This window comes from Micromonospora sp. NPDC047707 (assembly GCF_040704235.1).
GTDB lineage: Bacteria > Actinomycetota > Actinomycetes > Mycobacteriales > Micromonosporaceae > Micromonospora.
The window spans coordinates 156504-180107 of record NZ_JBEYSU010000010.1 but is presented as its reverse complement, the minus strand read 5'-3'; the positions used below and the strand labels follow the sequence as shown (position 1 = coordinate 180107).

The window sequence follows — 23604 nt, the reverse complement described above, 5'->3', positions numbered from 1 at the left end:
TTCCCGCAGCACCCGGTGCCCGTCGCCGGCGACGCGCGCCTCGATCCGCTGCCGTAGGGCGGTGGCCTGCCGGCGGCCGAACGTGAGCCCGCACGACGGTCCCGGCCCGCCCCCGTCCCGCCGCCGCCCGCACCCCGGCCGGAAATGCACGTGCCCGCCGGTGGCGGCTCCGCGTACCCTTGCCGCATGAATCGTGCGGTCCGCACCACGACGCCGGGAAACCCCGGCGCGCCGCACTGACACGTCTGTCCACGAGGCCCCGGGGCGATCCGCCCCGGGGCCTCGTGCTGTTCCGGGCACCGGTCGCCTCCGGGTCGTACCCGAACCAGGAGCGCGACATGATCGACCACCGCAGGCTCGGCCGTGAGCTGGGCCTCTTCGTCTCCGACCCGCTGGCCGGCGCCGGCCTGCCGCTCTGGCTGCCGGCCGGGGCCGCCGCCCGCCACGCCGTCGAGGAGTACGTCCGCGACCTCGAACGCCGGGCCGGCTACCGGCACGTGGTCACCCCGCCGCTGGGCAAGCGGGAACTCTTCCAGCTCTCCGGGCATCTCGGCTACTTCGCGGACGACATGTTCCCGCCGATGCGGCTCTCCGCCGACGACGAATTCGTGCTGCGGCCGGCGCTCTGCCCGCACCACGCGCTGGTGTACCGGGCGCGGGGCCGCTCCTGGCGGGACCTGCCGCTGCGGATCGCCGAGCTGGGCGGCATGTACCGGGCCGAGCGCTCCGGCGTGCTGGGCGGGCTGGCCCGGGTACGCGCCATCTCGCTGAACGACGCGCACAACTTCTGCGCGCTGGAGCAGGTCGGCGAGGAGGTGGCGGAGATCCTGCGGCTGATCCGCGAGGCGCACGCCGCGCTCGGCGTCCGGCCGGCGGGGTTCCGGCTGTCGCTGCGCGGGCCGGGGGAGAAGTACGTCGGCGACGACGCCCGGTGGGCGCGGGCCGAGGACCTGCTGCGCGCCGCGCTCGACGGGGTGGAGTACGCGGAGGGTCCGGGCGAGGCGGCCTTCTACGGCCCGAAGATCGACGTCCAGATCGTCGACGCGGCCGGCCGGGAGTCGACCATCTCGACCGTCCAGCTCGACTTCGACAAGCCGGAGCGCTTCGACCTGTCGTACACCGACTCGGGCGGGGCGCGGCGGCGGCCGGTGATGGTGCACCGCAGCCTGGTCGGGAGCATGGAGCGGCTGTTCGCGTACCTGATCGAGGTGCACCAGGGCGCCTTCCCACCCTGGTACGCCCCGGTGCAGTTGGTCGTCCTGCCGGTCGACGCCGGGCAGGACGCGGCGGCCGAGCGCCTCGCCGCCGACGCGCTCGCTGCCGGGCTGCGCGTCGAGGTGGAACGGGCCGGGTCGCTGGGCGCCCGGATCCGGGACGCCGCCCGCGCCCGCATGCCGTACGCGGCGGTGATCGGCCCACGCGAGGCGGCCGACGGACGCGTCTCGCTGCGCCTGCGGGACGGCCGTGCCCTGGACCCGGTGCCCGCCGCCGAGGCGCTCGGGCTGGTCGGACGGGTGGTCGCCGCCCGCTCGGCGGACCTGCTGCCGGCCGGCTGAGCGGCCCTCCGGTCCCCGCGCGTCGTGCGCGGGGACCGGACCGGCGGCGTTCACCGCGCCGCCGCCGGCTCGGGCTCGCCCGCCGTCGCCCGGCTGAACTGGGCCCGGTGGAGACGCGCGTACGCCCCGTCGGCGGCGAGCAGATCGTCGTGCGTGCCCTGCTCGACGATCCGGCCGTCCTCCATCATCAGGATCAGGTCGGCGTCGCGGATCGTGGACAGCCGGTGCGCGATGACGAAGCTGGTGCGGTCCGACCGCAGCGCCGCCATCGCCCGCTGGAGCAGCACCTCCGTCCTCGTGTCCACCGAGCTGGTCGCCTCGTCGAGGATCAGCAGGGACGGCTCGGCCAGGAACGCGCGGGCGATGGTGATGAGCTGCTTCTCACCGGCGCTGACGTTGCTTCCGTCCTCGTCGATGACGGTGTCGTAGCCGTCCGGGAGGCTGCGGACGAAGCGGTCGACGAACGTCGCCCGTGCCGCCGCCAGGATCTCCGCCTCGGTGGCGCCCGGTCGCCCGTACGCGATGTTGTCGCGGATCGTCCCGCCGAAGAGCCACGTGTCCTGGAGCACCATGCCGACCCGACCGCGCAGGTCGTCGCGGGTGAGCCGGGTGGTGTCCACCCCGTCGAGGGTGATCCGCCCGGCGTCCAGTTCGTAGAAGCGCATGATCAGGTTGACCAGGGTGGTCTTGCCGGCGCCGGTGGGCCCGACGATGGCCACCGTCTGCCCGGGTTCGGCGACCAGCGACAGGTCCTCGATCAGCGGCTGCTCCGGGGCGTACCGGAAGGAGACGTGCTCGAACTCGACCCGTCCGCGCGGGTCGGTGACCCGGGTCGGCACGGCCGGGTCCGGAGTCTGCTCGTCGGCGTCGAGCACCGCGAACACCCGCTCGGCGGAGGCCACCCCGGACTGGAGCAGGTTCGCCATCGACGCGACCTGGGTGAGCGGCTGGGTGAACTGGCGGGAGTACTGGATGAACGCCTGCACGTCGCCCAGGGTCATCGTCCCCGACGCCACCCGCAGGCCGCCGACCACGGCGATCGCCACGTAGCTGAGGTTCCCGATGAACATCATCGCCGGCATGATGATCCCGGAGATGAACTGGGCACCGAAGCTGGCCCGGAACAGCTCCTCGTTCTTCGCGGCGAAGGCCGCCTGCACCTCGCGCTGCCGGCCGAAGACCTTGACCAGCTCGTGGCCGGTGAACGCCTCCTCGACCTGCCCGTTCAGCTCGCCGGTGTGGGTCCACTGGGCGATGAACTGGCCCTGCGACCGCTTCGCAATCCGCTGGGTGACCACGACCGACAGCGGCACCGCGACCAGCGCGACCAGGGCCAGCAGCGGCGAGATCCAGAACATCATGGCGAGTACGCCGACGACGGTGAGCAGCGAGGTGAGCAGCTGGCTCAGCGTCTGCTGGAGGCTGATGGAGATGTTGTCGATGTCATTGGTGACCCGGCTGAGCAGTTCCCCGCGCGGCTGCCGGTCGAAGTACGGCAGCGGCAGCCGGTTGAGCTTCGCCTCCACGTCCTCGCGCAGCCGGTGCACGGTCCGCTGCACGACGCCGGTGAGCAGCCACCCCTGCCACCAGGTCAGTGCGGCCGCCGCCACGTAGAGGCCGAGGGCCAGCAGCAGCACCCGGGCCAGCGCCGAGGTGTCGATCCCCGCGCCGGGCACCACGCCCATCCGGGTGATCAGGTCGGCGAAGCTGTCGTCGCCCGCCGCTCGGGCCGCCGCCGCGGCCTGTTCGGTCGTCGTACCCGGCGGCAGCCGCCGGCCCAGCACCCCGGCGAAGATCAGGTCGGTGGCGTGCCCGAGCACCTTCGGCCCGACCACGCTGAGCCCGACGCCGAGCACCGCGAGCCCGATCACCCCGACCAACTGGGGGCGGTGCGGTCGCAACCGCCCGAGCAGCCGCCGGGCCGACGGCCCGAAGGTCATCGACCGCTCGGCGGGCATTCCGGCCCCCATCCACGGCGGACCGCCGCGCTGGCCGCCGGGCGGCAGCCGCCGGGGTGCCGCCCCGTCGGGAGCCGGCCTTCCCTTCGGTACGACCGGAACCGGTCCGTCGCCCACGCCGCCGTGGGGCGTCCTCGCGCGGTGCCCGCCGGTCCGCTCGCCGCTCACGCCGTCACCCCCGTGGTCTGCTGGGACGCGACGATCTCGGCGTACGTGGGGCAGTCCGCCAGCAGTTCCGCGTGCCGACCGACCCCGACCACCGACCCGCCCTCCAGGACGACGATCTGGTCGGCGTCGACGATCGTGGAGACCCGCTGCGCCACGATGACGACCGCCGCGTCTTCGGTGACCGGCCGCAACGCCGCCCGCAGCCGCGCGTCGGTGCCCAGGTCGAGCGCCGAGAACGAGTCGTCGAACAGGTAGATCTCCGGCCGGCGTACCAGGGCCCGGGCGATCGCCAGCCGCTGCCGCTGGCCGCCGGAGACGTTGGTGCCGCCCTGCGCGATCGGCGCGTCCAGCCCTTCGGGCATCGCCTCGACGAAGTCGCGCGCCTGCGCCACCTCCAGCGCCGCCCACAGCTCGGCCTCGGTCGCGTCCGGGTTGCCGAGCCGGAGATTGCTCGCCACCGTGCCGCTGAACAGGTAGGGGCGCTGCGGCACCAGGCCGATCCGCCGCCACAGCTCGTCGGGCGCCAGGTCCCGGACGTCCACCCCGTTCACCAGCACCGCGCCGGAGGTCACGTCGACGAGCCGCGGGGCCAGGGAGAGCAGGGTGGTCTTACCGGCGCCGGTGCCGCCGACGACCGCCGTGGTCGTGCCCGGCGCCACCCGGAACGAGACGTCCCGCAGCACCGGCTCGGCCGCGCCCGGGTACTGGAAGCGAACGTCCCGCAGCTCCAGCTCGGCCCGCCGCGGCAGCTCGGTGACCGGGCGCGCCGGGGGCGTCACCGAGGAGTCGGTGTCCAGCACCTCGACGACGCGCTCGGCGCAGACCGCCGCCCGCGGCACCATCATCAGCATGAAGGTGGCCATCATGACGGCCATCAGGATCTGCATCAGGTACTGCAGGAAGGCGGTGAGCGCGCCGACCTCGATCGCGCCGGCGCCCACCCGCTGGGCGCCGAACCACAGCACCGCGACGCTGGAGACGTTGAGCACCAGCATCACGACGGGGAAGATCAGGGCACCCAGCCGGCCGGTCCGCAGGGCCGTCGCGGTCAGGTCGGTGTTGGCGGCGGCGAAGCGTGCCGTCTCGTACGGCTCCCGGACGAACGCCCGGACGACGCGGATGCCGGTGATCTGCTCGCGCAGTACCCGGTTCACCGTGTCGATGCGGGTCTGCATGAGGCGGAACCCGGGCACCATCCGCCGGATCACCAGAGCCAGGCCGACGGCCAGCACCGGCACGCTGACGAGCATCAGCCAGGACAGCCCGACGTCCTCGCGCAGCGCCATCACCACGCCGCCGACGCTCATGATCGGCGCGGCCACCAGCGCGATGGCGCTCATCAGCACGAGCACCTGCACCTGCTGCACGTCGTTGGTGTTGCGGGTGATCAGCGACGGGGCGCCGAACCGGGCGACCTCGCGGGCGGAGAAGCGGTTCACGTGCGCGAAGACCGCCGCCCGGACGTCCCGGCCGAAGGCCGCCGCGGTGCGGGCGCCGAGGTAGACGGCGGCGATCGCACAGACGATCTGGACCAGGCTGACCGCGAGCATCCAGCCGCCGGTCCGGACGATGTAGCCGGTGTCGCCCCGGGCGATGCCGAGGTCGATGATGTCGGCGTTGAGGCTCGGCAGGTAGAGCGAGGCCATCGTGCCGACGAACTGGAGGGCTACCACCGCGGCCAACGGGCGGCGGTACGGGCGCAGGTGCGTGCGCAGCAGCCGGATCAGCACGTCGGACCGCCCGCCGGCATGGCGGCGTCCGCGCTGCCGATGACCGCGAGCAGGAATTCCCGGACCACCGCCGCCTTCGCCGGGTCGGCGTCGACCGGGGTGAGTGGACGGTCGGAGCGCATCATCGCCCGGAGCGCGTCGGCGCGGGCCCGCCCGGCGGGGGTGAGCGCCAGTTTGACGCTGCGCCGGTCGGTGGCGTGCCGCTGCCGCTCGACCAGGCCGTCGCGTTCCAGGGTGTCGACGATGCCGGTCAGGGTGGCCGGCTTGACGAAGCACCGCTCGGCCACCGCGCGGTGCGGCAGCTCGCCGTGCTCGGCCAGGGTCAGCAGGGTGACCATGCCGGCCTGGGTGAGGCCGTGCTCCTCGGCGAGCCAGCGGTTCCACCGCTGGCTGGTGAGGTGCCCGGCCACCACCAGCAGCCGCCCGAGTGGGACGTCGTCGAGGCGGATCAGGTCCATGAGCGCCAGGTTAGCGGCCTGACAGTCAGGGGCCAAACGAAATTGCGACGGCGGTGGCGACGAAGAGCACCTGGAGAGCCGAGCGGACGCCGATCGGCGTCACCGGGCGGCCCGCCAGGGTGAGGCGACGCCGGGCCGCCGACACGTTCGCCGGGAACATGGCGACCATCAGCACCGCCAGGCCGGCGGCGGCCCAGCGGGTGGTGGCCGGGACGAGCAGCGCCACGGCTCCGAGCAGTTCGAGCACCCCGGTCAGCGTGACCAGGAGTTCGGGGCGCGGGAGTCGGGGCGGCACCATCGCCACGAGGTCGGCCCGGCGTCGCGGGCCGAAGTGGGCCGCGCCGGTCAGGACGAACATGAGGGCCAGCCCCACCCGCAGGGCCGGCTGCCACCCGTCGAGCGCGTCTACGCCGGCCAGGCCGGCCAGTCGGGCCACGGCGGCTCCGGCCACCAGGGCGATCAGTGGAATCAACAGGACCTCCTCGGCCTATCTTGTCGACGTCAAGATTGCCCCGCCGATGGCATCTTGTCAATGGAAAGATAGGATCGGCACATGACTGGCACCGGGAGCTACCACCACGGCGATCTGCGGCGCACCCTGCTCACCGCGGCGGCCGAGGTGATCGAGGAGTCCGGGCCGGCGGCGCTGAGCCTGCGCGACCTCGCCCGCCGGGCCGGCGTGTCGCACGCGGCGCCCGCGCACCACTTCGGCGACAAGGCCGGCCTGCTCACCGCGCTCGCGGTGGAGGGCTTCGACCTGCTCGCCGAGGCACTGCACGCTGCCGACGGCGGTCTGGTGGAGGCCGGGGTGGCCTACGTGGACTTCGCGGTGCGGCACCGGGCGCACTTCGAGGTGATGTTTCGCCCCGACCTCTACCGGGCGGACGCGCCGGAGTTGGCAGCCGCGAGGGAGCGGTCGGGGGCGGCTCTGCACGCGGGAGTCGCGGAACTCCCGCCGGGCCACGGCACGGCGGGCGACGCCGCCGGGGACGCTCTCGCCGCCTGGTCGATCGTGCACGGCTTCGCCACGCTCTGGAACGCCGGCGCCCTGCCGCCAGACACCGGCGACGACCCGCGGGCGGCGGCGCGGGCCGTCATCCGCCGCCTTTTCGGGCCCCGCTGACTCAGTCCGCCGTCGACCGCCTGCCCGGGTCGTCGGGGGCGGTGTCGACGTACTCCCGCATCACGGCCGCCACCTCCCGCAGGAAGGCGCTCGTCGCCGCCGCCTGCTCGGGTGTGAGCCGGGCGACCGCCTGCTCGATTCCGGCCAGCATCGGCCGTAGTGCCGCCAGCACCTCGTCGTACGCCTGGTCGGTGACCTGGAGCGCCAGCCGGCGCCGGTCCTGCGGGTGCGGCGTGCGCTCGACGTGGCCGGCCCGCACCAGCCGGTCGACCAGGGTGGTGGCCGAAGCCGAGCGGATTCCGAGCCGGTTGCCCAGTTCCACCGGGCCGAGGGCGTCCGGGCTGGAGACGAGGTGGTCGATGGCGGCGGCGTCGGTCGCCCCGATCCCGAGGCGGCGGGCCAGGGCGCCCCGGGTGTCACCGGCGGCCCGGATCACCTCGCGCAGCGCCCGGGCGGTCTCGCTCGTCGAGGGGGCCTCGCCGTACGGCCCGCGGCGTGCGCCGCCGGTGGTTGACGGAGGAGGTTCCATGGGTGAAAGCTAGCATCTCACGTAGCTAGAGAATCTAGCGATCGGAGGCGGGTATGCCGGAGCAGGGACGCGCACGCTGGTGGGGACTCCTCGCGATCAGCCTCGGAGTCGCGACGATCATCGTCGACGCCACCATCGTCAACGTGGCCGTGCCCGCGATCATCCGGGACCTCGGCATCACCGCCACAGACGCGCAGTGGGTGCAGGAGGCGTACACCCTCGTCTTCGCCGCCCTGCTGCTGGTCGCCGGCCGATTCGCCGACCGCGCCGGCCGGCGGCGGACGTTCGTCACCGGCGTCGTGGTCTTCGTCGCGGCCAGCGTGCTCGCCGCGGTGGCCGGGTCCGGCGAGGCGCTGATCGGCGCCCGGGTGCTCCAAGGGCTCGGCGGCGCCATGATCCTGCCCACCTCGCTGTCCCTGTTGAACGCCACGTTCACCGGACGGGAGAAAGGGGTCGCGTTCGCGATCTGGGGCTCCACCATCGGCGGGGCCGCCGCCCTCGGCCCGCTCCTCGGCGGCTGGCTCACCACCGAGCTGTCGTGGCGGTGGGCGTTCGGCATCAACGTGCCGGTCGGCGCGCTCGTGGTGGCCGCCACGCTCGTGCTGGTACGCGAATCGCGGGACGAGCGCGTGGAGCGGGGGCTCGACTGGCTCGGCGCCCTGCTCTCGGTCGTCGGCCTGACCGGTGTCGTCTTCGCGCTCATCGAGGGGCGCACCTACGGCTGGTGGGAGCGGGAGAAAGCGTTCAGCCTGTTCGGGGCGGACTGGACGGCCGCGATCTCGCCGGTGCCGGTCGCCGCGCTGGTCGGGCTGGTCACCCTCGCCGGCTTCGTCGCCCACCAGGTCCGCCGCGACCGGGCCGGCCGGGCGGCCCTGCTCGACCTGTCGCTGTTCCGGATCGGCTCGTTCCGCAACGCCGTCGTCGCCGCCGCGATCGTCAGCCTCGGCGAGTTCGGCCTGCTCTTCGCCCTCCCGCTGTGGTACCAGAACGTCCTCGGCTACAGCGCGTTCGACACCGGCCTCGCCCTGCTGCCCCTCGCCGTCGGCAGTTTCCTGGCCAGTGGTCTCGGCGCACCTCTGGTCCAGCGGTGGGGCGCCACCCGCGTCGTCCAGCTCGGGGTCGCCGCCGAACTCGCCGGCATCGCCGGCCTCGGCACGGTCGTCGCCCCGGACACGTCCTGGTGGGCGCCGCTCGGCTACCTGTTCCTCTACGGCGTCGGCGTCGGCCTGGCCACCGCCCAACTCACCGGGGTGTCGCTGCGAGAGGTGCCGGTCCGGCAGAGCGGCCAGGGGTCCGGCGTGCAGAGCACCGCCCGGCAGCTGGGGTCGGCGCTCGGCATCGCGGTGCTCGGCACCGTGCTCTTCGCCGGCCTGGGTGGGATCCTCGGCGACCGGCTCGCCGGCCAGCCCGGCGTCGATCCCGCCCAGCGGGAGCAGATCGTGGCCGCCGTCCGGGAGAGCGCCGGGGCGGCGATCGGCGGTCTCGCCGCCGATCCGCGTACGGCGCCGATCGCGCAGGAGGCGAAGGCCGCCCTCTCCGACGCCACCCGGTACGCGGCCTTCTGCGCCGCCGGCTTCCTCCTGATCGGCCTGCTCGCCTGCGCCCGGCTGCCCCGGGACCGCCCCGAGCCGTCGCCGCCGTCCCGCCGGCCGGCGCCGGCGACGACGTCGGGCGGCTGAGCCGGTCACCGACGTCGGGCGGCCGGGCCGGTCACCGAGGCCGCCCGGCTCAGCCGGTCACCAGCTCGTCGGCAGCGGCATCCCCTCGGTGTAGCCGGCCGCGCTCTGCACGCCGACCAGCGCCCGCTCGTGGAACTCCGCGAGATTGTGCGCCCCGGCGTAGGTGAAGGCGCTGCGTACCCCGGAGATGATCTCGTCGATCAGGTCCTCGACGCCGGGCCGGTTCGGGTCGAGGTACATCCGTGCCGAGGAGATGCCCTCCTCGAAGATCGCCTTCCGGGCGCGGTCGTACGCGGAATCCTCCGCCGTGCGGGCGCTCACCGCGCGGGCCGAGGCCATGCCGAAGCTCTCCTTGTAGCGCCGGCCGTCCGCCTCGACGTAGAGGTCACCGGGCGACTCGTACGTGCCGGCGAACCACGAGCCGATCATCACGTTCGAGGCGCCCGCCGCCAGCGCCAGCGCCACGTCACGCGGATGCCGGACCCCACCGTCGGCCCACACGTGCCGGCCCAGCTCGCGTGCCGCCGCGGCGCAGTCCAGCACGGCCGAGAACTGGGGCCGGCCCACCCCGGTCATCATCCGGGTGGTGCACATCGCGCCCGGGCCGACGCCCACCTTCACGATGTCGGCGCCCGCCTCGACGAGATCGCGTACCCCGTCGGCGGTGACCACGTTGCCGGCCGCGACCGGGACGGCCGGGTCGACCTTGCGCACCGTCCGCAGGGCGGAGATCATCCGCTCCTGGTGGCCGTGCGCGGTGTCCACGACCAGCGTGTCGACCCCGGCCTCCAGCAGCGCCTTGGCCTTGCCGGCGACGTCGCCGTTGATGCCGACCGCCGCGGCGATCCGGAGCCGGCCCCGGTCGTCGACGGACGGCTTGTACAGCGTCGCGCGCAGCGCACCCTGCCGGGTCAGCACCCCGACCAGCCGTCCCTGCGCGTCCACCACGGGAGCGAGCCGGCGGCGGCCCGCCGAGAGCCGGTCGAAGCCGGTACGCGGGTCCGCGTCCGCCGGCACGGTGTGCAGCTCGGTCGACATCACGTGCCGCAACTGCGCGAACCGGTCCACACCCACCGTGTCCGCCTCGGTCACCACACCGACCGGCCGGCCCGCCTCGTCGACCACGATCACCGCGCCGTGCGCCCGCTTCGGCAGGAGGTGGATCGCGTCACCGACGGTGTCGGTCGGGCCGAGTGTGATCGCCGTGTCGTGCACCAGGTGCCGCTGCTTGACCCAGGCGACGACGTTCGCGACCACCTCGATCGGGATGTCCTGGGGGATCACCGCGATGGCGCCGCGCCGGGCGACCGTCTCCGCCATCCGCCGGCCGGACACCGCGGTCATGTTCGACACCACCAGCGGGATGGTGGTGCCCGTCCCGTCGCTGGTCGCAAGGTCGACGTCGAGGCGGGACGCGACCTCGGAGCGGGCCGGCGCCATGAAGACGTCGTTGTAGGTCAGGTCGTGCGCGGGGACCGCGCCGTGAAGGAACCGCACCCGGCCATCATGACCTCCCACCGCCCCCTCCGCCGCCGAGGGGCAAGTAAGGGCCCCTTGTTAACGCCTGCGGTAGAGGAAGGGCCCCTTCTTGACAGCCGCGGTCGGCAGGCGGTCGCGCAGAAAATCACAGTCAGGCCAGCAGCAGCGCCGCCGCCAGCCCGGCCATCACCACGGCGATCACGGCGTCGAGCACCCGCCACACCGCGGTACGCGCGAGCACCGGCCCGAGCCGGTACGCGCCCGCCCCGAGCGCCGTGAACCAGGCGAGGCTGGCCGTGGCCGCTCCCACCCCGAACACCCACCGGTGCGGGTGCTGCTGGGCGACGCCGCCGAGCAGCAGCACGGTGTCCAGGTAGACGTGCGGGTTGAGGTAGGTGAAGGCGAGGCACGCCAGCAGGGTGGTCCGCAGGCGGGCCGGCGGACGGTCGGCGGGTCGCAGCGCGTCCGGACGCCACGCGCGGCGGGCGGCGAGCACCGCGTAGCACAGCAGGAACGCGGCGCCGCCCCACCGTACGGCGGTGAGCAGGCCGGGCCGGTCCGCCACCAGGGCGCCCACCCCGGCGATGCCGGCGCCGATCAGCAGGGCGTCGGAGAACGCGCAGGTGAGGACGACCGGTACGACGTGCTCGCGGCGCAGCCCCTGACGCAGGACGAACGCGTTCTGCGCGCCGATGGCGACGATCAGGGCGACGGAGAGCGAGAACCCGGCGAGGGCGGAGGCGATCACGGTTCGACGGTAGGCGGACCGGCTTCATGCGGTCCAGCTAAAGATTTTGATGTTCCGTAAGATTCCCTCATGCTCGACGCCGTTCAGCTCCGGACGCTCGCCGCGGTGGTCGCCGAGGGGAGCTTCGACGCTGCCGCCCGGCTGCTGCACGTGACGCCGTCCGCGGTGAGCCAGCGGATCAAGACCCTGGAGGAGACCGTCGGCCAGGTGCTGGTGCGACGGCACCGCCCGTGCCGGCCCACCGAGGCGGGGGAGCCGCTGCTGCGCCTCGCCGGCCAGCTCGCCCTCCTGGAGCAGGAGGCACTGGCGGAGGCGCGGGGGCCGCTGGGCGGTGGCCGGGGGCGTACGCGGGTCGCGGTGGTGGTGAACGCCGACTCCCTGGGCACCTGGTTCCCCGCCGCGCTGGCCCGGGTGCCGGAGCCGCTCGACCTCTCCTTCGACATCCGGCAGGACGACCAGGAGCACACCGCCGAGTTGCTCCGCGACGGATCGGTGACGGCGGCGGTGACCGCCCAGCGGGAGCCGGTGCAGGGGTGCCGGGTGCAGCCGCTCGGCGCCATGCGCTACCGGGCGCTGGCGTCTCCGGCGTACGTCGGGCGGTGGTTGCCCGAGGGCGCCACCCCGGCCGCGCTGGCGCAGGCGCCGGTGATGGTGTTCGACCGGAAGGACCGGTTGCAGCACCGCTTCCTGCGGTCGGTCACCGGTCGGGTCCTGGACCCGCCGGCGCACTACCTGCCGTCGGTGCCGGCGTTCAGCGAGGCGATCCGGCTGGGGCTCGGCTGGGCGCTGGTGCCCGAGCAGATCGCCGACGCCGACCTGACGTCCGGGCGCTGCGTCGACATCGCCCCCGGCCGCACGGCGGACGTCCCGCTGTACTGGCAGCACTGGCGGCTGGAGTCGACGGCGCTGACGGCGCTCACGGCCGCCGTCCGCGCGGTGGCCGCCGAAACCCTCCGCTGACGAGCCCCGGAACGGTTGTTAGGAAGGGACCCTTTTACTACCGCAGGCGTTAACCAGGGGCCCTTCCTTACACCTCAGGCGATGGTGCAGATCGCGGCGCCGGCGGTGATGACCGCGCCGACCTCGGCGGCGAGGCCGCTGATCGTGCCCGCCTTGTGGGCGTGCAGCGGCTGTTCCATCTTCATGGCCTCCAGCACCACGACCAGGTCGCCCTCGGCCACGGTGTCACCGTCGGCGACCGCGATCTTCACGATGGTGCCCTGCATCGGCGAGGTGAGCGCGTCACCGCTGACCGCGGCGCCGGCCTTGGCGCCACCGCCCCGCCGGGCCGGCTTCTTCGCGACGGGCGACACGGTGGGCGCACCCCCGCCGAAGCCGCCCGGGAGGCTGACCTCCAGCCGCTTGCCGCCCACCTCGACCACGACGGTCTCGCGTTCGGCCGGGCCCTCGACGGCGCCGGCGGGCGCGGTGAACGCCGGGACGGTGTTGTCGAACTCGGTCTCGATCCACCGGGTGTGCACGGTGAACGGCTCGGCGGTGAACGCCTCGTCCCGGACCACCAGGCGGTGGAACGGCAGCGCGGTGGCCATACCCTCGACGACCATCTCGTCCAGCGCGCGGCGGGCCCGCTCGATCGCCTCGGTGCGCGTCTCACCGGTGATGATGACCTTGGCGAGCAGCGAGTCGAAGTTGCCGCCGATCACGTCACCGGCGGAGATGCCGGTGTCCACCCGGACGCCCGGGCCGGTGGGCAGGCGCAGCGCGGTGATCGTGCCCGGCGCGGGCAGGAAGTTGCGGCCCGGGTCCTCACCGTTGATCCGGAACTCGATGGAGTGCCCGCGCGGCGTCGGGTCCTCCGTGAAGCGCAACTTCTCGCCGTCGGCGATGCGGAACTGCTCGCGGACCAGGTCGATGCCGGCGGTCTCCTCGGTCACCGGGTGCTCGACCTGGAGCCGGGTGTTGACCTCCAGGAAGGAGATCGTGCCGTCGGTGCCGACCAGGTACTCGACCGTGCCCGCGCCGTGGTAGCCGGCCTCGCGGCAGATCGCCTTGGCGGACTCGTGGATCTGCGTCCGCTGCGCCTCGGTGAGGAACGGCGCCGGGGCCTCCTCGACCAGCTTCTGGTGGCGGCGCTGGAGGGAGCAGTCCCGGGTGCCGACCACGATCACGTTGCCGTGCTGGTCGGCGAGGACCTGGGCCTCGACGTGGCGGGGCTTGTCCAGGTACCGCTCGACGAAGCACTCACCCCGGCCGAACGCGGCGACCGCCTCGCGGGTGGCCGACTCGAACAGGTGCGGGATCTCCTCCATCGTGCGGGCCACCTTGAGACCGCGCCCGCCGCCGCCGAAGGCCGCCTTGATGGCGACCGGCAGGCCGTGGTCCACGGCGAAGGCCATCACCTCGTCGGCGCTGCCGACCGGGTCCGGCGTGCCGGGGACCAGGGGCGCGCCGGCACGCTGGGCGATGTGCCGGGCGGTGACCTTGTCACCGAGGTCGCGGATCGCCTGCGGAGTGGGGCCGATCCAGGTCAGCCCGGCGTCGATGACCGCCTGGGCGAAGTCGGCGTTCTCCGAGAGGAAGCCGTAGCCGGGGTGCACGGCGTCGGCCCCCGACTTGCCCGCGACGTCGATCAGCTTGTCGATCCGCAGGTAGCTGTCGGCCGCGGTGTCACCGCCGAGGGCGTACGCCTCGTCGGCCAGGGTGGCGTGCAGAGCGTCCCGGTCCGAGTCCGCGTAGACGGCGACGCTGCCCAGGCCGGCGTCGCGGCAGGCGCGGATGACGCGGACGGCGATCTCGCCGCGGTTGGCGATGAGTACCTTGCGCACCTTGGTGGCTCCTCCCGGGAGGTTACTGACCGGGAGTGTATCGGCCACTCTGGCGCACCTAACGATCGCTCAGTGTGGGATGCCGCACTGTGCCGCCGCCCGCCAGTTCACCGGTGGGGCCCGGGGAAACAGAGCTGTCTCTCATCCGGAGCGGGGCGACGGTGGGGCGCTTGTAGCGTGAGGCCAGTGCCGCGCCTCACCCGTGACCGGACCACCTGGCTCGCCTACGCCCAGCTCGGCCTGTGGGGCTTCTTCCTCTACGGCTTCGGCCCGGTGGTGCCGCTGCTCCGCGACGAACAGGGCACCTCGGCCGCGGTCGCCGGCCTGCACAGCACCGGCATCGCCGTCGGCGCGCTGCTCGGCGGGGCGCTCTTCGCGCCACTGGCCCGCCGCGTCGGCCGCAGTCCCGCGATCTGGACCGGCCTGGCCGGGGTCGCACTCGGCATCACCGCCCTGGCAACTCTGCGCGCCCTGCCCGCCACCATCACCGCCATGGCGGTGATCGCCACCTTCGGCATGATGGTGATCAGCGGCGTGACCGTGGTGCTCACCGCCCGGCACGGCGTCGCCGCGCCGGCCGCGCTGAGCGAGGCCAACGCCGCCTGCGCCGGCATGGGCGTCCTCGCTCCGCTGGTCATCGGTGCCAGCGTGGACGCGGGGTGGGGCTGGCGGCCGGCGATGGCCGCCGAGGTCGGCCTGATCGCGCTGGTCGCGCTCGCCGCCCTGACCTTCCGGGTACGCGGACCGCTGGCCGACCCCGCTGCCGCGGCTGCCGGCGCGCGGCCGGCGGTGCCCGCCCCCGGCACGGCGGTCTCTCGGCGGCTGCCGCAGGCGTACTGGGTCGCCTGGGTCCTCATGGCGGTGACCGGTTCGATCGAGGTGTGCCTGTCGCTCTGGACCGCCGATGTGCTCCGTACGCACGCCGGGCTCGGCGCGGGCGCCGCCTCGGCCGCCGTGGCCGCGATCGTCGGCGGGATGTTCGCCGGGCGGGTGGTCGGCGGCCGTATCGCCCTGCGGTACCGGCCCGTCCCGCTGCTGCTCGCCGCGCTGGGACTCTCCCTGGCCGGTTTCGCCCTGTTCTGGGCCACCCCGGTCGGGGGCCTCGCGGTCGCCGGGCTGCTTCTGCTCGGCCTCGGCAACGCACTGCACTACCCCTTGGTGATCTCGATCGCGCTCGCCGTCGCCGGGCCCGCCGCGGACAGGGCGGCCGGTTGGGCGTCGTACTCGATGGGGGTGGGTTTCGGGATCGCGCCGGTCGCCCTCGGCCGGGTGGCCGACGAGGTCGGCCCGCACCTGGCGTTCCTGCTCCTGCCCGCCTTCATCGGGGTGGCCGCGCTGCTCGCCGTCCGCCTCGGCCGGGCCCTCCGCGCCCCGACCCCGGAGGCCGCCCCGACCCCGGTCGGCGCTGCCTAGAACCGGCGGTCCTTGCCCGTCGCCAGCGGCGGTGCTTGGCCCGTCGCGGCCTGCGGCCGTCGCCGGATGCGGCGGTGCTTGGTCGTCGCCTCGGCCCGCCGCAGGGCGGCCAGGGAAGGTCGGCGCAGGCCCTACAGCACCCGGGCCAGCGTGAGTCCGTCAGCGACGGGGAGCATGACCGCCTCGACCCGGACGTCGGCCAGGACCTCGTCGTTGAACGCCGCGATCGCCCGGTCCGCCGCGTCCTGCGGTGCGATCACCCGGCCGCCACGCAGGACGTTGTCCACCGCGATCACTCCGCCGGGGCGCATCCGTGGCACCAGCTCCGACCAGTAGATCGGGTACCCGGTCTTGTCCGCGTCGATGAAGGCGAAATCGAGGTGACGTTCGTGCGGCATCTCGTGCAGCGTGTCGGCGGCCGGCCCGATCCGCAGGTCGATCCGGTCCGCCACGCCCGCGCGGGCCCAGTACCGCCGGGCGATGCCGGTGTACTCCGCGGAGATGTCCAGGCAGGTCAGCCGTCCACCCTCGGCCAGGCCACGGGCGATCGCCAGCGCGGACAGCCCGGTGAAGGTGCCCACCTCGACCGCCTGCCGCACGCCCAGGAGCCGGGTCAGGAAGGTCAGGAACGCGGCCTGCTCCGGGGCCACCTGCATCTGCGCGTCGTCCGGCAACGCCGCGCGCGTCTCGTCGATCAGGTCCCGCATCACGTCGTCCGGTGGTGAGCCGTGCGCCACGAGGTACGCGTGCAGCTCCGGCGTGAGCGGGATGGACTTCGTGGTCATCGTGCCTCTCCTCGTACCGGCGTCAGGCGAGCGGCTCAACCGACTGGTTGCCCGGCGTGACCTTCGTCCACAGGTCGGTGATCCGCAGGTCCAGTTCGGCCAGGAGCCGACGAAGCAGGGGTAGGGACAGGCCCACCACGGTGCCCGGGTCGCCCTCGATCCGTTCCACGAACGGCCCGCCCAGCCCGTCGATCGTGAACGCACCGGCCACTGCCAGCGGCTCGCCCGTGGCGACGTACGTCGCGATTTCGTCGTCGCTGATGTCGGCGAAGTGCACGGTCGTCGAGGCGACCGCCTCGGCCCGGCGACCCGCCACGATGTCGACGAGGCAGTGCCCGCTGTACAGGACGCCGCTGCGCCCCCGCATCCGCTTCCACCTGCGTACGGCCTCCGCCGCGTCGGCCGGCTTGCCGAAGATCCCGCCGTCGAACTCCAGCACCGAGTCGCACCCGATCACCAGCGTCCGCTGGTCGTCGGACGGCCGCAGCCGGGTCAGGACAGCCTGTGCCTTGAGCCGCGCCAGTTCGAGGCAGAGTTCCTCCGCCCGGTCCGTCACCACCAGCGATTCGTCGACGCCGCTGACCAGCACGTCCGGCTCGATTCCGGCGGCCTGGAGGGTCTTGCGGCGGGCGGGGCTGGCCGAGGCGAGCACGAGACGGAGCGGCAGAGATCGGGACACCTTGCCGACGTTACCGGGCGCCGTGGACAGCTGGGGTACGACGGGCCGCAGAGCGCCGAACGGCCCGATTCGGGACCGCGCTGAAGATATACTGGAAGCCTTCACGGTATATAGGGATGGCCATGACCAAGATACTGGTGGATGTGGACGACGAGGCCCTGGCCGATGCCGCCGAGGCCTTCGGGACCAAGACCAAGAAGGAAACGGTGAATGTGGCACTCCGGGAGGGCGCGGCGAGGCTCCGTCGCGCCAGGGCGCTCGCCGAACTCGCCAACCGCGCTGAGGCCGGTGACTTCGATGAACTGCTCGACAAGGGCGCCTACCGGCCGTGAGGCTTGCTGACTACCTGGTCGACACCAGCGCACTGGTTCGTCTGCTGCGCAACGCTGAACTGCGCGCCCGGTGGGAGTCGCCCCTGACGGCCGGTCTGATCGCCGTCTGTCCCGTCGTCGAGTTGGAGTTCCTGTACACCGCCCGGTCCGCCGCAGACCGCGAGTGGCTTCAGCATCAACTCCGAACGGTGTTCGGCTGGGTGATGATGCCGGACCGCGGCTACGAGCGGGCTGCCGAGATCCAGCACGACCTCACATTGCGGGGCGTGCATCGCTCCGCCGGCGCGGTGGATCTGCTCATCGCGGCAACGGCCGAGTACCACGGTATGTCCCTGCTGCATTACGACCGCGACTTCGATCAGATCGCGAACGTGACCGGGCAGCCCGCCACGTGGGTGGCTCGCGCGGGTTCGATCAAGTAGTCGCGGGCCCGGGTGCTCTTGATCGCCTCTAGCCTCACCGGCTGATGCGGGGCGGTGGATCATCGCTGCGCCGGCGGCGCCTGGCGATGAAGGCCCACGCACCGCCCGCTGCCACGATGACTCCCAACGTGACGAGGCCACGAGTTGTCGCTGCCCGGTCGCTGTCCGACCGCTCCGCCTCGGCGTCCGTCGGTCGGGCGGCTGGCGCGGCAGCGGTCGCGGATTCGAAGCCGAGCGGAGGTACGTCGGCAGTGAGCGCAGCGACGATGTCGATCACGCCATAGCCGTACTGGTCGTCCCGCCCAGGCGGTCCCTTGTCGACAGCCGTCGCAGTCAACCGATGCACCACCTCCGATGCGGCCAAGTTCGGGTGCCTCGCTCGAATTAAAGCGGCTGCTCCCGCCACTATTGCCGTAGCCCCAGACGTGCCGGTGCCTCGTCGGTAGGATCCTTTCGTGCTGGTGCTGTAGATTTCGACGGCCGGCGCGGTAATGTCGACTTCTGGCCCTGTGACTGACAAGGCCGCGTGGTTACCTGCCCGGTCCACACCACCAACCGCGAGCACTCCCGGTTCGGTTGCCGGGTAGGACACGTGTTGAATAACTGGACGGTTTCCGACGCCAGCGACTACGACAATGTCCGACGCTAAAGCTTGCTTGATTGCTTGAGTGAGGCGGTGGTTTGTGCTGCCCGTGCTAGAGACGCTAATGACTTGGACCCCGTGCGATATCGCCATTTCCACAGCTATGGCAAGATCTTCTGGATCGCCAAGATTCTCAGCTGATGAGGAGATGATCGGAAGAATTTTGGCTTGTGGGGCAATGCCGAGCGCTCCGCGGTTCCCCCCTTGGCCGTGAGCAGCGATTACTCCCCCCATCCCTGTGCCATGGCCATGGCCGTCTGAACGTCCGTCCCCGCTGTCTCTGAAGAGGGCATTGAAGCCGGGTAGCAAGTTTCTATGCAGGTCGGGGTGAGAATCTACTCCTGTGTCAGGTACCGCAACGGTTACTCCTGCTCCTAGTGAGAAGCGGTGGGCTGCGGCGATGTTCAGGAATTGTAGGTGCCACTGGTCGGCGCGGATCCGGTCTTCTCCGATAGGCCGGACCGATGTGTGCGGGTCGCCAGCCGTCATGGGGAGAGAGCTGGACAGCGTCACAATCAGCACGACCAAGGGCGCCAGGGCGCGAGTCAAGTGACGCATTACCTGTTCATGCCGATGGCAGGACCAGGATCGATCGGCCCGTCGTCTTCCGGGTGTCGCATGACAGGTGTAACGCCTTCAGCCGTTTCCCACGGATGGTCGGGGTCCCATTGGCGTCGTTCCTCCGAGCACTCTCGGTCGTCCATGAGTCTAGGGTGATTAGCCGGTCCGATTGAGCCGAGGAAGGGAGATCCGCCAATCGGGGCCGCTCCGTGGATCGTGCCGAAGCTTCGACCAGCGCCTGGGCGGGAGCCCGCGCCGCCCGCCGGTCCTGTGCCGGCACCACCGCCGCCAATTACGCCTCCAATCGGATTAATTCTTCTTGGCTGGTTACTGGGGCTCGCCTGCCCAAGTCCTGCCCCGGGCATGCCGCCGATTAGTCCGCCCGGAGGCATCGGCGGACGATTGGACGGTGGAGTCGGCTGTGCCGGTCCGCCTGTCGTTCCCGCAATTGGCTTACGCAGGCGCTCTGGTTTGTCGGTTGCTCGGCTCAGCTCACTCGACCGGACAGATCCTTGGCGAACCGGCGGCGGCGCTGCAATGCCAGAGGCAGGATTAGGTGACGGCGATGGTGCCGGAGTTGAGGGTGCCGAGTTTGAAGGCGCAGGCGCCAACGCTGTGCCCGTACCTCCCAAGATTGGGCCGACGCCCGCCTGGGCGGGAGTCGAGAAGGGGCGCAAAACGGGTTGCGGAGCCTTGCGTGTAGCCGCGCTGGTCGACATCCCAATCGGAACCGCCACGACCGGCGGGATAGACGGTGGCGCGCCTACGGAGTAGGCGTCCCCGCTGTCGGGATCAATTCCGGCCCGCTTTACGGGTGGGGGTTGGCGTAGGGCTACTTGGGCTTGTTGGAGTTCCCTGCTGAGGCCGTACATGATGCCGCGCGCCTGGACGTTCAGCCGTTCCAGGTCCGCGTCGGTGACCGGCGGTTCGGAGACGCGGCTGCCGGCGACCGCCTTCGGGTCCGCGGCCGTGGCCTCGTACGACCGCTTCTGTTGGAGCTTCACCGCGTACTCGTCGTGGATCTTCTCCAGGGCGGTGCGGGTGCTGCCGATGGCCTGGGTGGCGGCGGCGAGCGCGGTGTAGTTCGCCGCCGCCGCGTCGTGGGTGTGCTGCACCTTGTCGATGAGCTGGTCGAGTTCGGCGAGGTACGTGCGGGCGGCGGCGTTGGTCTCCGGCGGCCACGCCTCGGCGAGACCCCGGCGGTACGCCTGCAACCGGCCGAGGTGCGCCTGGGCCAGGTCGCAGACCTTGCGCCAGCCGGCGACGTGCCGCCACTGGTTGGTGGTGTCCTGGTCCTTGAGGCAGGCCCACATGCTGGCCACATCCATCAGGTGCCAGTCGGTGAGGCCGCCCGAGCGGCCGACTCCGGGCTCGTTCACGGCAGCACCACCGGGCCGGGCCGGGTCTCCTCCGGGCCGGTCGGGTCAGGCAGCATCACGGGCGACCCGGTCGGCGCGACGGCGGTCGGGGCGGCGAGGGCCCGTTCGACGTCGACCACGCGGGCGGACGAGAAGGCGTCGGAGTCGCGGTAGCGGTCGGCGACGGTGCCGGCCGCGGCGGCCAGGTGCCCGGTCGCCCCGCCGACGCTCCAGACCAGGTCGGCGGTGGCCTGCTGGGTCTCCCAGTGGGCGTGCAGGAACTGCACCAGCTCGATGAACGCGTCCGCCGGGTTGGGCACGGCGGCGGTCATGTCCGCCTTGATGTACGACAGGTGCGGCGTGTACTGGCGCTCCACCTCGGCCTGGAGCTTCTCGGCGAACTCCTGTAACTGGCGGATGTCGGCCTCGATGCCGCCGTAGCCATGGAGCCAGGCCGCTGGGCGGTCCTCCTCGGGGATCATGGTCCCTCCCTACGCGTCACCGCACCGTTTCCGAGAGTGAGGTTAACGGGTGGCGGCTGGGAGTTGCAGCCCCAGAGTGGTGCACACCGGGCGACTCGCCGTCGACGCAGCGGCGAAGACCTGCGCTGATGCGTACGAAAAGTCAGCGCGGCAGGCCGGACGCGCGCCATGCGCCGGGACCGGCCGTGCGGGCCGCGCCGGCGGGGCGGGCGCTGCGCGCCCAGGCGGACACCGGGGTGGGGGCGGGCGCGGCGGCCGGGCGGGACCGGACGACGATCGCGCCCACCAGGGCGGCCAGCTCGTCGGCGGTCGGTACGCCGCGGACGATCCGGAACAGCGGCTCTTCGGCTGACATGGCGTCAGGGTACGCGGTCGGAACTTGACCTTCGCCGCACAGTGGCGTGCCGGCGGTGTGACTGTCGTCGCCGCCGGGTACCGTCTCAGCGATGTCGAACGCGCTTCCCCAACTCGTCGCTGACCGATACCGGCTGATTTCGCCGCTCGGTCAGGGTGGCATGGGTCGGGTGTGGAAGGCGCGCGACGAGGTGCTGCACCGCGACGTGGCGATCAAGGAGTTGGTGCCGCCGCCCAGCCTCACCGACGAGGAGCGCCGCGAGATGCGGGAGCGCTCGCTGCGGGAGGCGCGGGCCATCGCCCGGCTCAACCACATCAACGTCGTCCGCATCTTCGACGTGCTGCGCACGGACGGCGATCCGTGGATCGTCATGGAGTACGTGCCGTCGAAGTCCCTCCAGGACACCATCGCCGAGGAGGGGCCGGTGTCGCCGGCCCGGGCGGTGGAGATCGGGCTCGGCGTGCTCGCCGCCCTGAAGGCGGCGCACAAGGCGGGCGTCATGCACCGCGACATCAAGCCCGGCAACGTGCTGTTGGGCAACGACGGCCGCGTCGTGCTGACCGATTTCGGCCTCGCGACGATCCCCGGCGACCCCAACGTCACCCGCACCGGCATGGTGCTCGGTTCGCCCGCGTACATCGCGCCGGAGCGGGCCCGGGACGGCACCGCCGGTCCGGAGGCCGATCTCTGGTCGCTGGGCGCGACCCTGTACGCGGCGGTCGAGGGCAAGTCGCCGTACGCGCGGCCGTCGGCGATCGCCACCCTGGCGGCGCTCGCCACCGAACCGCTGCCGCCGCCGAAGAACGCCGGCCCGCTCCGGCCGGTGCTCAACGGTCTCCTCCGCAAGGACCCGAACGAGCGGATCACCGCCGAGGTTGCGGAGAAACTGCTGCGCCGCGCCGGCGGGAAGCGGTCGCGCACGATCCCGCTGCTCGACGGTGTCCGCCGGCCCGGGCCGAACGGCAGACGCGAGCCCCGCCCGCCGGTCGTGCCGTCGCCGCGCCCGGCGGAGCAGGAGTCCGACAAGCCCGTCGCCCCGCCCGCGCCCCGCCAACCGGCGGCCGGTGCGGTCGCGGCCGCAGGTGCGGACGCGCCCGCGCAGGTGACCCCGACCACCTCGGACGCCGCCCCGACCGCCAAGGTCACGCCCCCGCCGTCCACTCCGGAAGCCGGTCCGGCGACGAAAGCCACCGAGCCCGCGCCGCCGCCCGCGCCCGACGACACGAAGGGCGAGCCCGCCGCGACGTCCGTCCTGCCCCGCCCGGCTCCCGCGCCGGCCGGGCGCGCGCCGGTTCCGCCGTCCGACGGTACGAGACGCGACACGACCCGCCGGAACCTGCTGATCGGTGTCGTGGTGGCCGTGCTGCTGCTCGGTCTCGCCGTGGTCGTGCCGCTGCTCGCCAACGACGACGACGGTGGCGCCCCCTCGGGAGCCGGTGCGACGAGTGGCGCACCCACGTCGGCGGCGGCGCCGACGTCGGCGCCCGCTCCGGCCGACCCCGCGCCGAGCAGCGCCGCACCGACCACGCCACCGGCCAGCCCTACCGGGGATCCGAACGCCCTGCCGGCCGGCTGGAAGCTGCATGAGGACCAGGCGGGCTTCGCCCTGCCCATCCCGGAGGGCTGGGTGCGCCGCAGCGGCGGGGCGAACACGGTCGTCTTCGACGAACCCAACGGCGTGCGTGAGCTGCTCGTCCAGTGGACCGACCGGCCGAAGGCGGACGCCTACGAGGACTGGCAGAACCTCGAGCCGGCCCGTAAGAACCTCGTGCGCGACTACGAGTTGCTGAGCATCAGGCGCTGCGACTACGGGCGCACCTGCGCGGACTGGGAGTGGCTGGAGACCCGGGACAACACCCGGATCCACGTCCGCAACCGGGGGTTCGCCACCGCAAGTAACCGCGGATACGCGCTGCGCTGGGAGGTCCCCGACGAGGACTGGGCGGCGGGCCAGCGGGACTTCGACGTGATCATGAAGGGCTTCGTGCCGGACCGCCAGGACTGACGCGTGGGATTCGTGCCGGTGCGAAGCTGATCCGCATGACCTTCCGTCGTACGGGGTAACTGACTGCCCACGACGGAAGGAGGTACGAGATGAGTTACCGACGGAAGGACACCCGGCCCCGGGTGGCACTGTGGATGCTCGTCGCGCTCGGCGACGTCGTCCTGCTCCTCGCCAGCGCCGGCCTGCCGGTTCTGGTCGCGCTGCTCACTGTCGTCACCGTCACCGTCGCCGGGGTGGTGGTCTGGCGGCTGTCCCGCCGGGCTGCCCTCACCCGGACCGACGCGGTGACCGTCCCGGTGGCGGCACGACGGCGGGCCTGACGACCCGCCGCGAGGATGGCGTGGCGGCAGCCGGA

At 72.8% G+C, this 23604-nt stretch carries 23 protein-coding genes; 10 read left to right on the top strand and 13 right to left on the bottom strand.

All coding sequences use genetic code 11. From position 1 onward, the window contains the following. Window positions 1–287: 287 nt before the first annotated feature. Window positions 288–1556 (top strand): threonine--tRNA ligase, encoded by a 1269-nt coding sequence (gene thrS / locus AB0873_RS14540; protein ID WP_366600182.1) that lies wholly within the window; start codon window positions 288–290, stop codon window positions 1554–1556. Window positions 1557–1606: 50 nt separating this feature from the next. On the opposite strand, the gene AB0873_RS14535 is transcribed toward thrS, so the two are convergent. From AB0873_RS14535 to AB0873_RS14520, 4 genes are all read right to left on the bottom strand, one after another. Then, a complete protein-coding gene (locus AB0873_RS14535) occupies window positions 1607–3514 on the bottom strand; it encodes an ABC transporter ATP-binding protein (RefSeq protein WP_366600181.1) in 1908 nt (635 codons plus the stop codon). 164 nt (window positions 3515–3678) lie between these two features. Continuing rightward, window positions 3679–5412, bottom strand: coding sequence for an ABC transporter ATP-binding protein (locus AB0873_RS14530; RefSeq protein WP_366600171.1), 1734 nt, complete (start codon window positions 5410–5412; stop codon window positions 3679–3681). After that, window positions 5406–5870, bottom strand: a complete 465-nt coding sequence (locus AB0873_RS14525; protein WP_366600169.1) for a MarR family transcriptional regulator — start codon at window positions 5868–5870, stop codon at window positions 5406–5408. The genes AB0873_RS14530 and AB0873_RS14525 overlap by 7 nt, the downstream gene beginning before the upstream one ends. A 25-nt stretch (window positions 5871–5895) precedes the next feature. Then, window positions 5896–6342, bottom strand: coding sequence for a DoxX family membrane protein (locus tag AB0873_RS14520; RefSeq protein WP_366600168.1), 447 nt, complete (start codon window positions 6340–6342; stop codon window positions 5896–5898). Between the two features lie 81 nt (window positions 6343–6423). Here AB0873_RS14520 and AB0873_RS14515 point away from each other — a divergent pair, with 81 nt between their 5' ends. Further along, window positions 6424–6993 (top strand): TetR/AcrR family transcriptional regulator, encoded by a 570-nt coding sequence (locus tag AB0873_RS14515; protein ID WP_366600167.1) that lies wholly within the window; start codon window positions 6424–6426, stop codon window positions 6991–6993. A gap of 1 nt (window position 6994) precedes the next feature. Here AB0873_RS14515 and AB0873_RS14510 read toward each other — a convergent pair whose 3' ends face one another. Continuing rightward, window positions 6995–7522 carry a MarR family transcriptional regulator gene (locus tag AB0873_RS14510; protein WP_366600166.1) on the bottom strand — a complete coding sequence of 176 codons (528 nt, stop codon included), beginning with the start codon at window positions 7520–7522 and terminating at the stop codon, window positions 6995–6997. Between the two features lie 53 nt (window positions 7523–7575). Here AB0873_RS14510 and AB0873_RS14505 point away from each other — a divergent pair, with 53 nt between their 5' ends. Beyond that, complete coding sequence (locus AB0873_RS14505) at window positions 7576–9201, top strand: DHA2 family efflux MFS transporter permease subunit (protein ID WP_366600165.1); 1626 nt, start codon at window positions 7576–7578, stop codon at window positions 9199–9201. Between the two features lie 57 nt (window positions 9202–9258). Here the strand turns inward: AB0873_RS14505 and AB0873_RS14500 are convergent, their stop codons facing one another. After that, window positions 9259–10698 (bottom strand): GuaB1 family IMP dehydrogenase-related protein, encoded by a 1440-nt coding sequence (locus AB0873_RS14500; protein ID WP_366600164.1) that lies wholly within the window; start codon window positions 10696–10698, stop codon window positions 9259–9261. 133 nt (window positions 10699–10831) lie between these two features. Continuing rightward, entirely contained in the window at window positions 10832–11428 is a 597-nt protein-coding gene (locus tag AB0873_RS14495; RefSeq protein WP_366600163.1) for a LysE/ArgO family amino acid transporter, read from the bottom strand. A gap of 69 nt (window positions 11429–11497) precedes the next feature. Between AB0873_RS14495 and AB0873_RS14490 the strand changes: the two genes are divergently transcribed. Then, entirely contained in the window at window positions 11498–12388 is an 891-nt protein-coding gene (locus tag AB0873_RS14490) for a LysR family transcriptional regulator ArgP (protein WP_366600162.1), read from the top strand. A 74-nt stretch (window positions 12389–12462) separates the two neighbouring features. On the opposite strand, the gene AB0873_RS14485 is transcribed toward AB0873_RS14490, so the two are convergent. After that, window positions 12463–14214 (bottom strand): biotin carboxylase N-terminal domain-containing protein, encoded by a 1752-nt coding sequence (locus tag AB0873_RS14485; protein ID WP_366600161.1) that lies wholly within the window; start codon window positions 14212–14214, stop codon window positions 12463–12465. 186 nt (window positions 14215–14400) lie between these two features. Here AB0873_RS14485 and AB0873_RS14480 point away from each other — a divergent pair, with 186 nt between their 5' ends. Next, window positions 14401–15627 (top strand): MFS transporter, encoded by a 1227-nt coding sequence (locus AB0873_RS14480; RefSeq protein WP_366600160.1) that lies wholly within the window; start codon window positions 14401–14403, stop codon window positions 15625–15627. Between the two features lie 131 nt (window positions 15628–15758). Here AB0873_RS14480 and AB0873_RS14475 read toward each other — a convergent pair whose 3' ends face one another. Both AB0873_RS14475 and AB0873_RS14470 read right to left on the bottom strand, forming a co-directional pair. After that, the gene (locus AB0873_RS14475; protein ID WP_366600159.1) at window positions 15759–16412 is read right to left on the bottom strand and encodes an O-methyltransferase; all 654 of its coding nucleotides are present in this window, start codon (window positions 16410–16412) and stop codon (window positions 15759–15761) included. A 22-nt stretch (window positions 16413–16434) separates the two neighbouring features. Beyond that, the gene (locus tag AB0873_RS14470) at window positions 16435–17091 is read right to left on the bottom strand and encodes a Maf family protein (protein WP_366600158.1); all 657 of its coding nucleotides are present in this window, start codon (window positions 17089–17091) and stop codon (window positions 16435–16437) included. A 116-nt stretch (window positions 17092–17207) separates the two neighbouring features. On the opposite strand from AB0873_RS14470, the gene AB0873_RS14465 reads away from it, so the two are divergent. Next, on the top strand, window positions 17208–17423 hold the full coding sequence (locus AB0873_RS14465) for a type II toxin-antitoxin system VapB family antitoxin (protein WP_230688863.1): 216 nt from the start codon (window positions 17208–17210) through the stop codon (window positions 17421–17423). Next, a complete protein-coding gene (locus AB0873_RS14460) occupies window positions 17420–17845 on the top strand; it encodes a PIN domain nuclease (protein WP_155328892.1) in 426 nt (141 codons plus the stop codon). The genes AB0873_RS14465 and AB0873_RS14460 overlap by 4 nt, the downstream gene beginning before the upstream one ends. Before the next feature lie 34 nt (window positions 17846–17879). Here AB0873_RS14460 and AB0873_RS14455 read toward each other — a convergent pair whose 3' ends face one another. Further along, window positions 17880–18977: a S8 family serine peptidase gene (locus tag AB0873_RS14455; protein ID WP_366600180.1), complete on the bottom strand. Its 1098-nt coding sequence runs from the start codon at window positions 18975–18977 to the stop codon at window positions 17880–17882. Window positions 18978–19964: 987 nt separating this feature from the next. Here AB0873_RS14455 and AB0873_RS14450 point away from each other — a divergent pair. Further along, window positions 19965–20132 (top strand): hypothetical protein, encoded by a 168-nt coding sequence (locus AB0873_RS14450; RefSeq protein ID WP_155328891.1) that lies wholly within the window; start codon window positions 19965–19967, stop codon window positions 20130–20132. Between the two features lie 292 nt (window positions 20133–20424). On the opposite strand, the gene AB0873_RS14445 is transcribed toward AB0873_RS14450, so the two are convergent. Together AB0873_RS14445 and AB0873_RS14440 are read right to left on the bottom strand one after the other, a co-directional pair. Then, a complete protein-coding gene (locus tag AB0873_RS14445; RefSeq protein WP_366600157.1) occupies window positions 20425–20889 on the bottom strand; it encodes a hypothetical protein in 465 nt (154 codons plus the stop codon). Between the two features lie 142 nt (window positions 20890–21031). Beyond that, a complete protein-coding gene (locus tag AB0873_RS14440) occupies window positions 21032–21244 on the bottom strand; it encodes an acyl-CoA carboxylase subunit epsilon (protein WP_155328889.1) in 213 nt (70 codons plus the stop codon). 91 nt (window positions 21245–21335) lie between these two features. Between AB0873_RS14440 and AB0873_RS14435 the strand changes: the two genes are divergently transcribed. Both AB0873_RS14435 and AB0873_RS14430 read left to right on the top strand, forming a co-directional pair. After that, window positions 21336–23249 (top strand): serine/threonine-protein kinase, encoded by a 1914-nt coding sequence (locus AB0873_RS14435; protein WP_366600155.1) that lies wholly within the window; start codon window positions 21336–21338, stop codon window positions 23247–23249. A gap of 89 nt (window positions 23250–23338) precedes the next feature. Next, window positions 23339–23569, top strand: coding sequence for a hypothetical protein (locus AB0873_RS14430; protein ID WP_366600154.1), 231 nt, complete (start codon window positions 23339–23341; stop codon window positions 23567–23569). Window positions 23570–23604 lie beyond the last annotated feature (35 nt).

Excerpts from the sequence above, each read along its gene's own strand:
- AB0873_RS14535 (WP_366600181.1), bottom strand. The coding sequence starts at position 3,514 with ATGCCCGCCGAGCGGTCGATGACCTTCGGGCCGTCGGCCCGGCGGCTG.
- AB0873_RS14525 (WP_366600169.1), bottom strand. The coding sequence starts at position 5,870 with ATGGACCTGATCCGCCTCGACGACGTCCCACTCGGGCGGCTGCTGGTG.
- AB0873_RS14515 (WP_366600167.1), top strand. The coding sequence starts at position 6,424 with ATGACTGGCACCGGGAGCTACCACCACGGCGATCTGCGGCGCACCCTG.
- AB0873_RS14510 (WP_366600166.1), bottom strand. The coding sequence starts at position 7,522 with ATGGAACCTCCTCCGTCAACCACCGGCGGCGCACGCCGCGGGCCGTAC.
- AB0873_RS14505 (WP_366600165.1), top strand. The coding sequence starts at position 7,576 with ATGCCGGAGCAGGGACGCGCACGCTGGTGGGGACTCCTCGCGATCAGC.
- AB0873_RS14490 (WP_366600162.1), top strand. The coding sequence starts at position 11,498 with ATGCTCGACGCCGTTCAGCTCCGGACGCTCGCCGCGGTGGTCGCCGAG.
- AB0873_RS14475 (WP_366600159.1), bottom strand. The coding sequence starts at position 16,412 with ATGACCACGAAGTCCATCCCGCTCACGCCGGAGCTGCACGCGTACCTC.
- AB0873_RS14465 (WP_230688863.1), top strand. The coding sequence starts at position 17,208 with ATGGCCATGACCAAGATACTGGTGGATGTGGACGACGAGGCCCTGGCC.
- AB0873_RS14455 (WP_366600180.1), bottom strand. The coding sequence starts at position 18,977 with ATGACGGCTGGCGACCCGCACACATCGGTCCGGCCTATCGGAGAAGAC.
- AB0873_RS14445 (WP_366600157.1), bottom strand. The coding sequence starts at position 20,889 with ATGATCCCCGAGGAGGACCGCCCAGCGGCCTGGCTCCATGGCTACGGC.
- AB0873_RS14440 (WP_155328889.1), bottom strand. The coding sequence starts at position 21,244 with ATGTCAGCCGAAGAGCCGCTGTTCCGGATCGTCCGCGGCGTACCGACC.
- AB0873_RS14435 (WP_366600155.1), top strand. The coding sequence starts at position 21,336 with ATGTCGAACGCGCTTCCCCAACTCGTCGCTGACCGATACCGGCTGATT.
- AB0873_RS14430 (WP_366600154.1), top strand. The coding sequence starts at position 23,339 with ATGAGTTACCGACGGAAGGACACCCGGCCCCGGGTGGCACTGTGGATG.